We start from the raw sequence: 12,757 nt of genomic DNA, 5'->3' as shown, positions 1-12,757 counted from the left end.
AGGATCAGCCATGGAGTTCTTCCGCATCCATCGCACCATCCCGTTCATGCGCCATGCCCTGGCGCTGAATGCGGTCTCGGTCATCACCTTCATCCTGGCGGTCTTCTTCCTGTTCCACAAGGGGCTGCACCTGTCGGTGGAATTCACGGGCGGCACCGTGATGGAGGTGAGCTATTCCCAAAGCGCGGACCTGGAAAAGGTGCGCAGCGCCATCGGCAAGCTGGGCTACCAGGAAGTGATGGTCCAGAACTTCGGCAGCTCGCGCGACGTGCTGATCCGCGTGCCGCCGCAAAAGGGCCTCAGTTCCACGCAGCAGAGCGAGCAGCTGATGGGCGCGCTGCGCGCCGACGCGCCCGACGTGCAGCTGCGCCGCAGCGAATTCGTGGGCCCGCAGGTGGGCGACGAACTGACCAGCAACGGCCTGAAGGCGCTGGCCATGGTGGTCGTGGGCATCATGATCTACCTGGCCTTCCGCTTCGAATGGAAGTTCGCGCTGGCCACCGTGATCGCCAACCTGCATGACGTGGTGATCATCCTGGGCTTCTTCGCCTTCTTCCAGTGGGAGTTCTCGCTGGCGGTGCTGGCGGCGGTGCTCGCGGTGCTGGGCTATTCGGTGAACGAGTCGGTGGTGATCTTCGACCGCGTGCGCGAGACCTTCAGGCGCCAGCGCAAGCTGGACACGCCCGAGGTGATGAACTACGCCATCACCTCCACCATCAGCCGCACCATCATCACCCATGGCTCCACGCAGCTGGTGGTGCTGTCGATGTTCTTCTTCGGCGGCCCCACGCTGCACTACTTCGCGCTGGCGCTGACCATCGGCATCTGCTTCGGCATCTACTCGTCCTGCTTCGTGGCGGCCTCGGTCGCCATGTGGCTGGGCGTGAAGCGCGAGGACCTGATCAAGGCCCAGCCGTCCAGGAAGGACGACCCGAACGATCCCAATGCGGGCGCCACGGTCTGAACCGGCGCGCCGCCCCCTTCGAGATGGCGCCCGGGTGGCGCCATTTTTTCGTCCCTGCCCGTTCGGGCGGGCGGTCTGCCCGCTGCCGCAAGGCGATGGGCTGAGATAAGCTCAGGAATCCCCGCACACGCCCATGACTTCCCCGCGCTTCGACGAACCCGCCTTGCAGATCGCCCGCCAGACGCGCGAGCGTTTCGTGGCCACGACGGAGACCGCCCTCGAAGCCGTGGCCCTGGCCATCCGGGAGCGCCTGACGCAGCAGTCCGCCGAGACGAAGACCGCGCGCGAGATGCAGGCGCTGCGGGACCACCTGATCGCCTACCGGGGCGCCGAGACGAGCTGGGTGTCGCTCGCTCGCCTGCAGTGGCGCAAGGCGCTGGCCGACAGCCAGGCCGGCGCGACCACGGCCGCAGGCGGCCTGTCGCTGCGGCTGGAGCTGGTGGGCGACGAGGTGGTGGAGAACAACATCCTGTCTTCGCGGCTGGCGCTGGCCATCCAGGACAAGGCCAACTTCGACCTCAACGACCTGCGCCTGCGCATCCAGTACCTGGAGCGCAAGGACGACCTGGACGCCAAGGACGTGTTCAAGCCCGAGACGCTGTCCAAGCTGCTGGTCGAGCAATGGCAGGCGGCGGGCATGAGCCGGGAGCTGTGGACCGCCGTGCGCGACCTGCTGCATGCGAAGGTGGCCGAGGCCGCCACCGCCGCCTACAAGGATGCGAACGCCTTCCTCGTGAGCCAGGGCGTGATGCCCGAGATCGACCTCAAGCGCCTGGTGCGCCGTCCCATTGCCGGACCGGGCAGCCAGCCCGGCACCCTGGGCGGCGGTGCGGGGGGCGCTCCTTATACGCCGACGCCACAGCCGGGCGCGGCGGCATCGGCCGCCAGCTGGCAAGGCGCCGGCGGCGCCGTGCCGGGCGCGCAGCAGGCCGGCATGATGGGCTTCGCGCCGGCCGCCATCGGCGTGCAGCCGCAGCAGCCGGCGGGGGCGGCACCCGCCGGCGCCGAGGCGATGGTGCCGACCCTGGTCACGCCCTTCGCGCAGGCGCGCCAGCGCGCCCAGGGCATGCTGGTGAGCCTGCGGCGCCTGATCGGCTCCGTGGGCGGCGCAGTGGGCTGGACCGACGCCACCACGGGCACGGAGGGCAGCATCCCGATGGTGCCGGCCGGCGGCGCGGGCGGCGGCGCCGCCCCGGCCTTCGTGGCCGCGATTGCCAATGCGGGCGCCGCGTACCAGGCGGGCGCCGCCACCTACGTGCTGACGGACGACCCGGGCGGCGGTGCGGCCGCCGTGCAGCGCAGCGCGGCCGAGCTGCGCCGGCATTCGAACGAGCTCAAGCGGCAGGCGCCCACCACGGCCGACAAGGCGACGGTGGAGATCGTCGCCCTGATGTTCCAGGCCATCCTGGCCGAGGAACGCATTCCCTTTTCGGCGCGCGTGTGGTTCGCGCGCCTGCAGATGCCCGTGCTGCGCGTGGCCATCGCCGAGCCCGAGTTCTTCGCCACCCTGCAGCACCCCGCGCGCATGCTGATCGACCGCATGGGTTCGGTGGTGATGGGCTTCGACGCCGCCGCCATTTCGGGCAGCGCGCTGGAGAACGAGATCCGCCGCGTGGTGCAGGTGATCGAGCAGTACCCCGAGACCGGCCAGCGCGTGTTCAAGCTGGTGTACGACGAGTTCGTGGCCTTCCTGTCCAAGTACCTGACCCAGAACGACACCACGCAGCGCGTGATGAGCGTGGCGCAGCAGGTGGAGCAGAAGGAGACGATGGCGATCCAGTACACCATCGAGCTGCGCAAGATGCTCAACGACATGCCGGTGCGCGAGGAGATCCGGGCCTTCCTGTTCAAGGTCTGGGCCGAGGTGCTGGCCATGGCCGCGCTCAAGTACGGTGGGCAGGGCGAGCAGACGGTGGTGTTCAAGCGCGCGGCCTCCGAGCTGGTGTGGGCCGCCAGCGCCAAGCCCAACCGCGCCGACCGCACGCGCGTGATCCAGGAGCTGCCGCAGCTGCTGCAGCGCCTGCGCCAGGGCATGGAGCTGCTGGGCGTGACCGGGCCGGAACAGGAAGAGCACATCAAGACCATCGGCAAAACCCTGTCGGACGCCTTCATGTCCAAGACCGCCACCATCAGCGTCGAGCAGATCGACGCCATGGCCTCGCGGCTGGCCAATCTGGAGGACTACATGGGCGAGGAAGGCGGCGAGGAAATGCCCATGGACGCGGCCAGCGTGGAGCTGCTGCTGGGCGTGGACGCCGCCTCCATCGAGGTGCTGCCCAGCAGTGGCGCCAAGGTCAGCGAGGACATGCTGGCCTGGGCGCATGAGCTGCAGGTGGGCAACTGGTTCCTGCTGGACCACAACGGCCGCGCGAGCCAGGTGCAGTTCGTCTGGCGCAGCGAGCGCAAGCGCCTGTACCTGTTCGCCGCCGCCGACGGCCGCAAGTTCATGATCCAGGTCGGAAGGCTGGCGGCCTACCTGCAGGCGGGCCTGCTGGTGCCGGCCGAGGAAGAAACGCTCACCGCCCGCGCCACGCGCGAGGCGCTGGCCAAGCTGGACGCCAACCCGGAGCGCCTGCTCCACTGAGCGACCGGGGCCGCACAAGCACCGGGCGGGCGCCGCCGCTCAGGCGCTGGCGATGCGCTGGAACAGCCCGCCCGGCAGGCGACCCACCTGGCCGGCGAGCTCCAGCTCCAGCAGCATCACCTGCAGCCGCGCCACGTCATGGCCAGTGCGCGCGCACAGCGCGTCCAGGCTCACGGGGGCATGGCCCATCTGGGCCAGCAGGCCCTCTTCGTCCTGGGGGGCCGCGGTCTCGGCCCCCGCATCAGGCGGGGCCGCTGCCCGGCCCTGCGCCACGAAGCCCGGCAACTCTTCCAGGATGTCCTGCGCCGATTCCACGAGCTTGGCGCCCTGGCGGATCAGCGCATGGCAGCCACGCGATTGCGGCGAATGGATGGAGCCCGGAATCGCGAACACCTCGCGACCCTGCTCCGCGGCCATCCGCGCCGTGATCAGCGAGCCCGACGCCAGCGCCGCCTCCACCACCAGCGTGCCTTGCGCCAGGCCCGAGATCACGCGGTTGCGGCGCGGGAAGTTGGGCGTGAGCGGCGGCGTGCCGAGCGGGAATTCGCTGACGATCAGGCCGCGCGACGCAATGCGGTGCGCCAGGCCGCGGTGCCGCGCGGGGTAGACGCGATCCAGCCCGGTGCCGACCACCGCCACCGTGGCCGCCGGCGCATCCGGGTCCTCGGCCATGCCCTCCAGGGCGCCTTCGTGCGCCGCGCCGTCGATGCCCAGCGCCAGCCCCGAGACGATGGTCAGCCCCGCCTGCGCCAGATGCCGCGCGAACAGCCGCGCATCGCTGGCGCCCTGCGGGCTGGGATTGCGGCTGCCCACGACGGCCAGCGCGCGCGTGGCCGCCACGCCGCCCAGCGACAGGCGCGCGGGGCCGAGCGTGTAAAGCAGCAGCGGCGGATCGGCCGTCTGCAGCAGGGCCGCGGGATAGGCCGGGTCGGCCAGCGTGAGGATGCGCCGCACCGCCGGCGTCGGCCCGGCGCCTTCCGTGCCCTGCAGCCACGCCCAGGTGGTGGCCAGCATCGCGTCGAAGCCCTCCGGCATCTCGGCCACGGCGCGCACCTGCGCGGGGCCCAGCACCGCCTCCAGCGCGTCGGCCGGCTGCGCGAAGATCCGCTCCGGCAGGCCGAAGGCGGCCAGCAGCCGGCGCGCGCTGCCCGGGCCGACGCCCGGGCTCAGCGCCAGCCGCAGCCAGCCGGCGAGTTCGTCCAGGTCCATGCGCCGCCCTCCGGCCCCGCGCGAAGAAGCCGTGCTCCCGCGGCGCGGGGTCAGGGATTGGCCAGCAGGTCGCCGGCGCGCGGGTTGTCGTTGATTTCCAGCACCAGCGCGTAGGACGCCTTTTCGAAGGTGCGGAAGACCATCAGCAGCCCGGCGCGCTCGTTGGGCAGCTTCAGCGTTTCCCGGGTGCCGCCGGTGCGGTCGATGATGGTTTCGCCGTTCTTGAGGATGGCCAGCACGTGGCCGCTCTCGATGCCGTCGCGCCGGCCCTTGTTGATGCTGACGATCTGGTTCTGGCCGATGTAGCTCACGGCGTTGCCGTAGACCGACACGATGCGGCCGCCTTCGATGGCCTGCTGCGGCGCGCGCGGCACGTAGCTCACCAGCTGGCGCGGTGGTTCGGGCAGCAGCCGGTCGCCGGCGCGGATTTCCTCGCGCGCGGCCACCACGTCCACGGTGGCGGGCACTGCCATCGTGCTGCTCTTGCCGTCCTGCTGCAGCGTCTCGCTCGATTCGCCGCGCTCCAGCCGCACCTTGCCCAGATACTGGGCCTCGTAGCCCAGGATTTCGCCCGTGCCCGGGTCCTTGAGCGGCGTGGCCGAGCGGAACACGCGCAGCTGCGGCAGCGGGCCGTCCTCGGCCAGCAGCAGCGGCGCGGCGGGCGTGCCGCGCGCATAGGCACGGTCGCCGCGCGTGAGCAGCACCCGGTTGTCGTTGGCGCCGACGATGCGCGGCGCCGCCGCCAGCGTGGCTTCGTCGTCCAGGATCTCCGGCTCCGTGAGGAAGGCTTCGATCAGGTTCGGGTTGATGGCGGGCAGCGCCAGGTCGGAGGCCGACTCGTAGCGCGTGCGCGGCGTGAGCTTGATGGTGCCGCCGCTGCCCGTCGCGCCGTCGCCGCGGCGCAGGCCCAGCCGCGCGCGGCCGTTGCTCTTGTCCAGGTACAGCATTTGCCCGGGGTAGATGCGGTGAGGGTTGGCGATGTCCTGCAGGTTCATGCCCCACAGCTCGGGCCAGCGCCAGGGGCTCTTCAGGAACATCTTCGAAATGGCCCAGAGCGTGTCGCCGCGCTTGACCGTGTATTCGTCGGGCGCGTTGGGCGCCAGTTCAGACAGCGGCACGCCCTGCTGCGCCGTCTGCTGGGCCATGGCGCGCTGCGCAGGCGTGATCGGATAGTTCTGCGCCTGCGCCGGGCCGGCGGCAACCAGCCCCCCGAGCGCCGAGGCCAGGGCGATGCCGGTCAAGGCGGATTGCGGGCGAACGGAGAAGCGAAGGCAGACTTTTTTCATGGATCGCATGGTTGCTCACCGCGCAACGCCTGCGCGATTCGAGAGGTGAACAAATACTCACAATTTGCAACGATTTTGCGCTGAAGCCCCGCGCACGGCAACGTCAATCGCGTGTCCGACGGCATGACGGGGCTGGATTTGGCGAAAATAGCCACAACTTCGTCCGTATTCATGGCCCTGCGAACCATTTTGAGTTACCCCGACCCGCGCCTGCACACGGTGGCCCGCCCCGTGCAGGAAGTGGACGCGCGCATCCGGACCCTGGTGGCCGACATGATCGAGACCATGTATGACGCCAACGGCATCGGCCTGGCCGCCACGCAGATCGACGTGCACGAGCGCGTGGTCGTGATCGACGTGTCGGAAGAGCGCAACGAGCCGCTGGTGCTGATCAATCCGGAGATCACCTGGGCCAGCCCCGAGAAGGTGGTCAACGAGGAAGGCTGCCTGTCGGTGCCCGGCATCTACGATGGCGTGGAGCGCTCCACCGCCGTGAAGGTGCGGGCGCTGGACGCCCAGGGGCACTCGCGCACGATCGAAGCCGAGGGCCTGCTGGCCGTCTGCGTCCAGCATGAGCTGGACCACCTGCTGGGCAAGGTGTTCGTCGAATACCTCTCGCCGCTCAAGCGCAACCGCATCAAGACTAAGCTGCTCAAGCAGCAGCGCGACGACGAACGCCAGGCGCGGCGCCGGGCCGAAGCCTGACGACCCCTCAGTCCGAACCGCCGTCTCATGAAAGCCCTCTTCGCCACCGCCGCCCTCGGCCTGCTGCTGGCCGGCTGCATTTCCGAGCCCACCTGGCTGGCGCCGGGCAGCTCGCGCGAGGAAGCCCTGCAGAAGCTGGGCCCCCCGACGGCCCGCTACCCGCTGGCCCAGGGCGGCGAGCGGCTGCAGTATTCGCGCCAGCCCATGGGCTTCGAGGTCAGCAATGTCGACCTGGACGCGCAGGGCCGCGTGGCCGCCGTGACCCAGGTGCTGGACGAAGGGCGCTTCGCGCACGACATCCGTGTGGATGAATGGCGCGTGCCCGATGTGCTGCGCACCTACGGCCGGCCCGAGGAGGTTTCGCAGGTGAGTTCCTTCGAAGGCACGGTCTGGCAGTGGCGCTACAAGCAGCTGAACAACCCGCGGCTGCTGTTCATCTACCTCGACCCGCAGGGCGTGGTGCGGCGCTACCACGTGGGCGACGACCTGCGTTTCGTGCCGCCCAACGGCGGCCGACCCTAGCAGGCCGTTGAAAAATCCCCTGCGAGCGTCCGCGTCGGCCGCTACGATCTGAAGCCATCCCGGAACAACTGCGACAAGAAAGATGAGAGGCAACCAAGACTTCCAGGGGGCGATGTTTAGCTACATCAGCCTTGAAGAAAGAGTGCCAGCGGCACACCCGCTGCGCAAGTTGCGCGCCGTGGTGGATGCGCTGCTGTCGAGCATGAACAGCGAGTTCGAAGCGGTGTACGCCCGCCGTGGCCGCCCCTCGGTGCCGCCGGAGATGCTGCTCAAGGCCTTGCTGCTGCAAATCCTGTTCTCCATCCGCAGCGAACGCCAGCTGGTCGAGGCGGTCAACTACAACCTGCTGTACCGCTGGTTCGTGGGCCTGAACATTGAAGACAAGGTCTGGGACCACTCCACCTTCAGCGCCAACCGCGAACGCCTCTTCAACGAAGACCTGGCGCGCGCCTTCTTCGAGCGCGTCAAGCTCAGCGCCCAGTGGGGCCGGCTTGCCAGCGACGAACACTTCAGCGTGGACGGCACGCTGATTGAGGCCTGGGCCTCGCACAAGAGTTTCAAACGCAAAGACGACGACAGCGGCACGCCACCCGGACGCAACCCCGAGGTGAACTTCAAAGGGCAGGAGCGCTGCAACGACACCCACGCCAGCACCACCGATGCCGATGCCCGGCTGTTCAAGAAGAGCGCGGGCGACAAATCTCGCCTGTGCCACATGGGGCACATCCTCATGGAGAACCGCAACGGGCTGATCGTGGATGTGGAGATCACACATGCCAGTGGCACCGCCGAGCGCGAGGCGGCGCTGGCGATGCTCAAACGCCGGGGAAACAAGAACAAGCGGGCCACGGTCGGGGCCGACAAAGGTTACGACAGCCAGGCCTTCATCAAGGGCTGCCGAAAGCTCAAAGTCACGCCACACGTGGCGGCCAAGGACAAGCACTCGGCGGTCGATGGCCGCATCCGGCGCCACGAGGGCTACAAGACCAGCCTCAAAGTGCGCAAGCGCATCGAGGAGGCCTTTGGCTGGATCAAGACAGTGGGTGGTCTGGCCAAGACCAAATTGATCGGTCAGGCCAAGCTCGCGGGCCAGGCGCTGCTGTGCTTTGCCACCTACAACCTGGTGCGCATGGGCAGTCTGGGCGGCTGGTGGGACGCGCATCATGCGTGAACCATGGGATACGTGCGCCCGGAACGGGCAAAACGGCCTGCAAACAGGCCGAAATGGCCGCTCCAATCGCTGCGCAGGCCAGTTTGGGCGATCCGTTTCTTCGAAATCCACGACCCTGGCGCGTTCGATGAGCATTTTTTCAACGGCCTGCTAGAAGAAAACCGGCGAACCTGGCTGTGAGAGTTGTTTTTGCGGGCACGCCCGAATTCGCGCGTGTCGCGCTGCAGGCCGTGCACGAGGCCGGTTTCCAGATTCCCCTGGTCCTGACCCAGCCCGACCGGCCGGCCGGCCGCGGCATGAAGCTGCAGGCCTCGCCCGTCAAGCAGTACGCCGTGGGCCAGGGCTGGCCCGTGGCCCAGCCGCGCAGCCTGCGCTTGGACGGCAAGTACCCCGACGAGGCCCGCGCCGCGCGCGAGGCGCTGCAAGCCGCGCACGCCGACGTGATGGTGGTGGCCGCCTACGGGCTGATCCTGCCCCAGTGGGTGCTGCAAATGCCCCGCCTCGGCTGCCTGAACATCCACGCCAGCCTGCTGCCGCGCTGGCGCGGCGCCGCGCCCATCCACCGCGCGATCGAGGCCGGTGACGCGGAAACCGGTGTCACCATCATGCAGATGGACGAAGGGCTGGACACCGGCGACATGCTGCTGGCCGAATCGCTCGCCATCGGCGAGGACAGCACGGCGCAGCTGCACGACCGCCTGGCTGCGCAGGGCGGCCGGCTGATCGTGCAGGCGCTGCGCGACGCCGAGACCGGGGTGCTGAAACCCGTGGCGCAACCCGAACAGGGCATCACCTACGCCCACAAGATCGAGAAGGCCGAGGCGGCCCTCGACTGGACGCAGCCGGCCGCAGTGCTGGCGCGGCGCATCCGGGCCTTCGACCCCTTCCCCGGCGCCCTGGCCGCGGTGGACGGCGAGACCCTGAAACTCTGGGCCGCGCAGGCACTGCCGCCGTCGATGGCCGCGCCCGGCACCGCGCCGGGCCACGTGCTGGCCGCCGGCCCGCAGGGCATCGACGTGGCGACCGGTGACGGCGTGCTGCGGCTCACGCAGTTGCAGCGCGCGGGCGGCAAACGCCTGTCCGCAGCGGACTTCCTGCGCGGCTTCGACGTGAAGGCGGGGCAGGTGTTCGGCCGGCCGGAAGCCTGAATGCCTGGCCCTCGCCCTCTCTTGCATTGCAGCGCCTGCGGGCGGGCGGCCGGGCGGCGCTGACATGGCACCACCCCCACGCTCCCCCGCTTTGCAAGGTCCGCTGCCCCCCGCGGGGGCGCGTCAGCGCCTGCGGGCGGCCGGGCGGCGCTGACATGGCACCACCCCCACGCTCCCCCGCTTCGCGAGGTCCGCTGCCCCCCACGGGGGCGCGTCAGCGCCTGCGGGCGGCCGGGCGGCGCTGACATGTTCCTCTCCCCTTCCATCCGGCGCCACCCGGCGTTCCGCGAGGGCTGGCGCGAGATGGCGGCCGTGGCCCTGGGCATCGGCGCCTGGGGGCTGATGACGGGTGTGGCCATGCTCAAGTCGGGCATGAGCGTGGTCGAGGCCGTGGCGATGACGCTGTTCGTGTTCGCGGGCAGTTCGCAGCTGGCGGCCATCCCGCTGCTCATTGCCGGCGCGCCCGCCTGGGTGATCCTGGCCACGGGCTTTTGCGTGAACCTGCGCTTCGTGGTGTTCAGCCTGCACCTGCGGCCCTACCTCATGCACATGCCGCGCTGGCGGCGCCTGCTGCATGGCTACCTGACGGCCGACATGAGCTACGCCATGTTCACGCGCCGCTATCCCACGCCCGGCGTGCTGCCTTCGCAGCACGAGGAGCAGGAGGCCTACCTGACCGGCGGCTACGCCATCAACTGGCTCACCTGGATGGGCATGAGCCTCGCGGGCATCGCGCTGGCCAACTTCATCCCCATGGAATGGGGTCTGGGCTTCGCGGGGGTGCTGAGCCTGGTGGCCATCGTGTGCTCCATGGCCACGACGCGGCTGCGCATGCTGGCGGCCCTGATCGCCGCGGCGACGGCCGTGGCGGCCTTCTCCCTGCCGCTCAAGCTCAACATCGTGGCCGGCATCGGCGTGGCGGTGCTGCTGTGCTTCTGGCTCGAAAAACAGCGGGGCCTGGACGCCGACGCGGAGGACGCGAAATGAGCGCGGCCGCCACCGCCGGCGTCACCGACCTGTGGACCCTGGCCGTGATCGGCGGCCTGACGGCCGTCACGGTGCTCACGCGCTGCTTTTTCTTCATCATGGACCGGCCCTGGGGCCTGCCCGAATGGGCGCACCGCGCGCTGCACTACGCGCCGGTCGCGGCGTTGGCCGCGGTGATCGCGCCCGAGATCGTGATGACCCAGGGCGAGCTGATCCGCACCTGGCAGGACGCGCGCCCGTATGCCGCGGCCGTGGGCGCCGCCTGGTACTTCTGGCGCGGCGGCGTGCTGGGCACCATGCTGGTGGGCATGGCCGTGTACCTGCCGCTGCACCTGGGGCTGGGCTGGTAGCAGCGCCGGGGCGCAGCGCGTGCGCCGAAAGCTGACACGCAGGGGCTCTGAGAACGTGTTCAAGGTTTCCCAGGGGCCGCGCAGCCCCCTTGCCGGGTGGGCCTGCAAGGCGCGCAGCGCCGCTCGTAGTGATCTACGAGCAAGCAGCGCAACGCCGCAGGACGCCCGGCAAGGCGGCTGCCCTACGGGTTGGAGCGCCGCCCACGCATTCGCGTGGGCGTCCCTTGACAGGGCCGGCACGGCCGCACAGCCGACCGGCTGTGCGGGCGGGCGATTTCTTCGGCCGTTCGCTTGCATGGACACAAGTCCATGCGGCGCGACCGGCCTGCGAACTCATCCCGATTGCGCTCCAACGCGACCCCTGCGAGACCTTGAACACGTTCTGAATGCTGTCCTGTGGCGGACGGGCCACGCCGGCGGGCTTTTTACAATGCCCGCCATCGCGGCGCGGCGCGCCGTCACGGCTTTTTCATTTCCAGGCCCCTCATTCATGAACGTTCTCCGCTTCTCCGACCTGTGTGCCCAAGGCAAGGCCGCCGGCCAGCGCGTCTTCATCCGCGCCGACCTCAACGTGCCGCAGGACGACGCCGGCCACATCACCGAAGACACGCGCGTGCGCGCCTCCGTGCCCTGCATCCGCATGGCGCTGGACGCCGGCGCGGCCGTGATGGTGACCTCGCACCTGGGCCGCCCGACCGAGGGTGCGTTCAAGCCCGAGGACTCGCTGGCCCCGGTGGCCAAGCGCCTGGGTGAGCTGCTGGGCCGCGAGGTGCCGCTGGTCTCGAACTGGGTCGACGGTGTGCAGGTGCAGCCCGGCCAGGTCGTGCTGCTGGAGAACTGCCGCGTCAACAAGGGCGAGAAGAAGAACGACGAGGCGCTGGCCAGGAAGCTCGCCGCGCTGTGCGACATCTACGTCAACGACGCTTTCGGCACCGCCCACCGCGCCGAGGCCACGACCTACGGCATCGCCCAGTTCGCCAAGACCGCCAGCGCGGGCCCGCTGCTGGCCGCCGAGATCGACGCCATCACCCAGGCGCTGGCCCAGCCCAAGCGCCCGCTGATCGCCATCGTGGCCGGCTCCAAGGTCAGCACCAAGCTGACCATCCTGCAATCGCTGGCCAAGAATGTGGACGGCCTCATCGTCGGCGGCGGCATTGCCAACACCTTCCTGTTGGCCGCCGGCCTGCCGATCGGCAAGAGCCTGGCCGAGCCCGACCTGGTCGGCGAGGCCAAAGCCGTGATCGAGGCCATGAAGGCGCGCGGCGCCGAGGTGCCGATCCCCGAGGACGTGGTCACGGCCAAGGCCTTCGCGGCCGACGCGCCAGCCACCGTCAAGGCCGCGGCCGATGTGGCGGCGGACGACCTGATCCTGGACATCGGCCCCAAGACCGCAGCCCGCCTGGCGGCCCAGCTCAAGGCGGCCGGCACCATCGTCTGGAACGGCCCGGTCGGCGTGTTCGAGTTCGACGCCTTCGCCAAGGGCACGGAGGCCATCGCGCGCGCCGTCGCCGAGAGCAGCGCCTTCAGCATCGCCGGCGGCGGTGACACGCTGGCCGCGATCGCCAAGTACGGCATCGAGAAGGACGTGGGCTACATCTCCACGGGCGGCGGCGCCTTCCTCGAAGTGCTGGAGGGCAAGACCCTGCCGGCTTTCGAGATCCTGTCCAAGCGCGCCGCCGGCTGATCACCGCCGCGCTCCCGATGCGAGCCCGCCGTGTGCGGGCTTTTTTGCGCCTGGCCGGTCTGGCGATGCCCGGATGGCGGCCACTTGCCCGCATGGCCCTGATCCGCGCGGCCGTATCGTGATTTGTCATTGCTGCATGTGAAAATG

Annotated in this window: 12 protein-coding genes; 10 read left to right on the top strand and 2 right to left on the bottom strand. The window is 69.7% G+C overall.

What is annotated here, in order from left to right; all coding sequences use genetic code 11:
* Positions 1-10: 10 nt before the first annotated feature.
* Together secF and LG388_RS07025 are read left to right on the top strand one after the other, a co-directional pair.
* Complete coding sequence (gene secF / locus LG388_RS07030) at positions 11-964, top strand: protein translocase subunit SecF (protein WP_225782153.1); 954 nt, start codon at positions 11-13, stop codon at positions 962-964.
* Positions 965-1,097: 133 nt separating this feature from the next.
* Positions 1,098-3,548 carry a DUF1631 family protein gene (locus tag LG388_RS07025; protein ID WP_225782152.1) on the top strand — a complete coding sequence of 817 codons (2,451 nt, stop codon included), beginning with the start codon at positions 1,098-1,100 and terminating at the stop codon, positions 3,546-3,548.
* Positions 3,549-3,587: 39 nt separating this feature from the next.
* Here the strand turns inward: LG388_RS07025 and dprA are convergent, their stop codons facing one another.
* Together dprA and LG388_RS07015 are read right to left on the bottom strand one after the other, a co-directional pair.
* A complete protein-coding gene (gene dprA, locus LG388_RS07020; protein WP_225782151.1) occupies positions 3,588-4,757 on the bottom strand; it encodes a DNA-processing protein DprA in 1,170 nt (389 codons plus the stop codon).
* Positions 4,758-4,807: 50 nt separating this feature from the next.
* Positions 4,808-6,043 carry a LysM peptidoglycan-binding domain-containing protein gene (locus LG388_RS07015; RefSeq protein WP_225782150.1) on the bottom strand — a complete coding sequence of 412 codons (1,236 nt, stop codon included), beginning with the start codon at positions 6,041-6,043 and terminating at the stop codon, positions 4,808-4,810.
* 171 nt (positions 6,044-6,214) lie between these two features.
* Here LG388_RS07015 and def point away from each other — a divergent pair, with 171 nt between their 5' ends.
* The 8 genes from def to LG388_RS06975 all read left to right on the top strand — a co-directional run bounded on the left by def (position 6,215) and on the right by LG388_RS06975 (position 12,610).
* The gene (gene def / locus LG388_RS07010; protein ID WP_225782149.1) at positions 6,215-6,748 is read left to right on the top strand and encodes a peptide deformylase; all 534 of its coding nucleotides are present in this window, start codon (positions 6,215-6,217) and stop codon (positions 6,746-6,748) included.
* A gap of 27 nt (positions 6,749-6,775) precedes the next feature.
* A complete protein-coding gene (locus LG388_RS07005) occupies positions 6,776-7,270 on the top strand; it encodes a hypothetical protein (RefSeq protein WP_225782148.1) in 495 nt (164 codons plus the stop codon).
* Between the two features lie 82 nt (positions 7,271-7,352).
* Positions 7,353-8,441 carry an IS5-like element ISCte5 family transposase gene (locus tag LG388_RS07000; RefSeq protein WP_225781276.1) on the top strand — a complete coding sequence of 363 codons (1,089 nt, stop codon included), beginning with the start codon at positions 7,353-7,355 and terminating at the stop codon, positions 8,439-8,441.
* 3 nt (positions 8,442-8,444) lie between these two features.
* Positions 8,445-8,621 carry a hypothetical protein gene (locus tag LG388_RS06995; protein ID WP_225782147.1) on the top strand — a complete coding sequence of 59 codons (177 nt, stop codon included), beginning with the start codon at positions 8,445-8,447 and terminating at the stop codon, positions 8,619-8,621.
* Positions 8,618-9,589: a methionyl-tRNA formyltransferase gene (gene fmt, locus LG388_RS06990; protein ID WP_225782146.1), complete on the top strand. Its 972-nt coding sequence runs from the start codon at positions 8,618-8,620 to the stop codon at positions 9,587-9,589. The genes LG388_RS06995 and fmt overlap by 4 nt, the downstream gene beginning before the upstream one ends.
* A gap of 246 nt (positions 9,590-9,835) precedes the next feature.
* Positions 9,836-10,576, top strand: coding sequence for an AzlC family ABC transporter permease (locus LG388_RS06985; RefSeq protein WP_225782145.1), 741 nt, complete (start codon positions 9,836-9,838; stop codon positions 10,574-10,576).
* Entirely contained in the window at positions 10,573-10,926 is a 354-nt protein-coding gene (locus tag LG388_RS06980; RefSeq protein ID WP_225782144.1) for an AzlD domain-containing protein, read from the top strand. The genes LG388_RS06985 and LG388_RS06980 overlap by 4 nt, the downstream gene beginning before the upstream one ends.
* A 490-nt stretch (positions 10,927-11,416) precedes the next feature.
* Entirely contained in the window at positions 11,417-12,610 is a 1,194-nt protein-coding gene (locus LG388_RS06975) for a phosphoglycerate kinase (RefSeq protein WP_225782143.1), read from the top strand.
* The last annotated feature ends 147 nt before the right edge of the window (positions 12,611-12,757 follow it).

Origin of the sequence: Xenophilus sp. Marseille-Q4582, from assembly GCF_916700565.1 — a bacterium.
Lineage (GTDB): Bacteria > Pseudomonadota > Gammaproteobacteria > Burkholderiales > Burkholderiaceae_C > Xenophilus.
This window is presented reverse-complemented; position numbering and strand designations above follow the sequence as displayed.

What these genes read in the sequence shown, in the direction of transcription:
- secF (WP_225782153.1), top strand. Translation starts at nt 11, where the DNA reads ATGGAGTTCTTCCGCATCCATCGCACCATCCCGTTCATGCGCCATGCC.
- LG388_RS07025 (WP_225782152.1), top strand. Translation starts at nt 1,098, where the DNA reads ATGACTTCCCCGCGCTTCGACGAACCCGCCTTGCAGATCGCCCGCCAG.
- dprA (WP_225782151.1), bottom strand. Translation starts at nt 4,757, where the DNA reads ATGGACCTGGACGAACTCGCCGGCTGGCTGCGGCTGGCGCTGAGCCCG.
- LG388_RS07015 (WP_225782150.1), bottom strand. Translation starts at nt 6,043, where the DNA reads ATGAAAAAAGTCTGCCTTCGCTTCTCCGTTCGCCCGCAATCCGCCTTG.
- def (WP_225782149.1), top strand. Translation starts at nt 6,215, where the DNA reads ATGGCCCTGCGAACCATTTTGAGTTACCCCGACCCGCGCCTGCACACG.
- LG388_RS07005 (WP_225782148.1), top strand. Translation starts at nt 6,776, where the DNA reads ATGAAAGCCCTCTTCGCCACCGCCGCCCTCGGCCTGCTGCTGGCCGGC.
- LG388_RS07000 (WP_225781276.1), top strand. Translation starts at nt 7,353, where the DNA reads ATGAGAGGCAACCAAGACTTCCAGGGGGCGATGTTTAGCTACATCAGC.
- LG388_RS06995 (WP_225782147.1), top strand. Translation starts at nt 8,445, where the DNA reads ATGGGATACGTGCGCCCGGAACGGGCAAAACGGCCTGCAAACAGGCCG.
- LG388_RS06985 (WP_225782145.1), top strand. Translation starts at nt 9,836, where the DNA reads ATGTTCCTCTCCCCTTCCATCCGGCGCCACCCGGCGTTCCGCGAGGGC.
- LG388_RS06980 (WP_225782144.1), top strand. Translation starts at nt 10,573, where the DNA reads ATGAGCGCGGCCGCCACCGCCGGCGTCACCGACCTGTGGACCCTGGCC.
- LG388_RS06975 (WP_225782143.1), top strand. Translation starts at nt 11,417, where the DNA reads ATGAACGTTCTCCGCTTCTCCGACCTGTGTGCCCAAGGCAAGGCCGCC.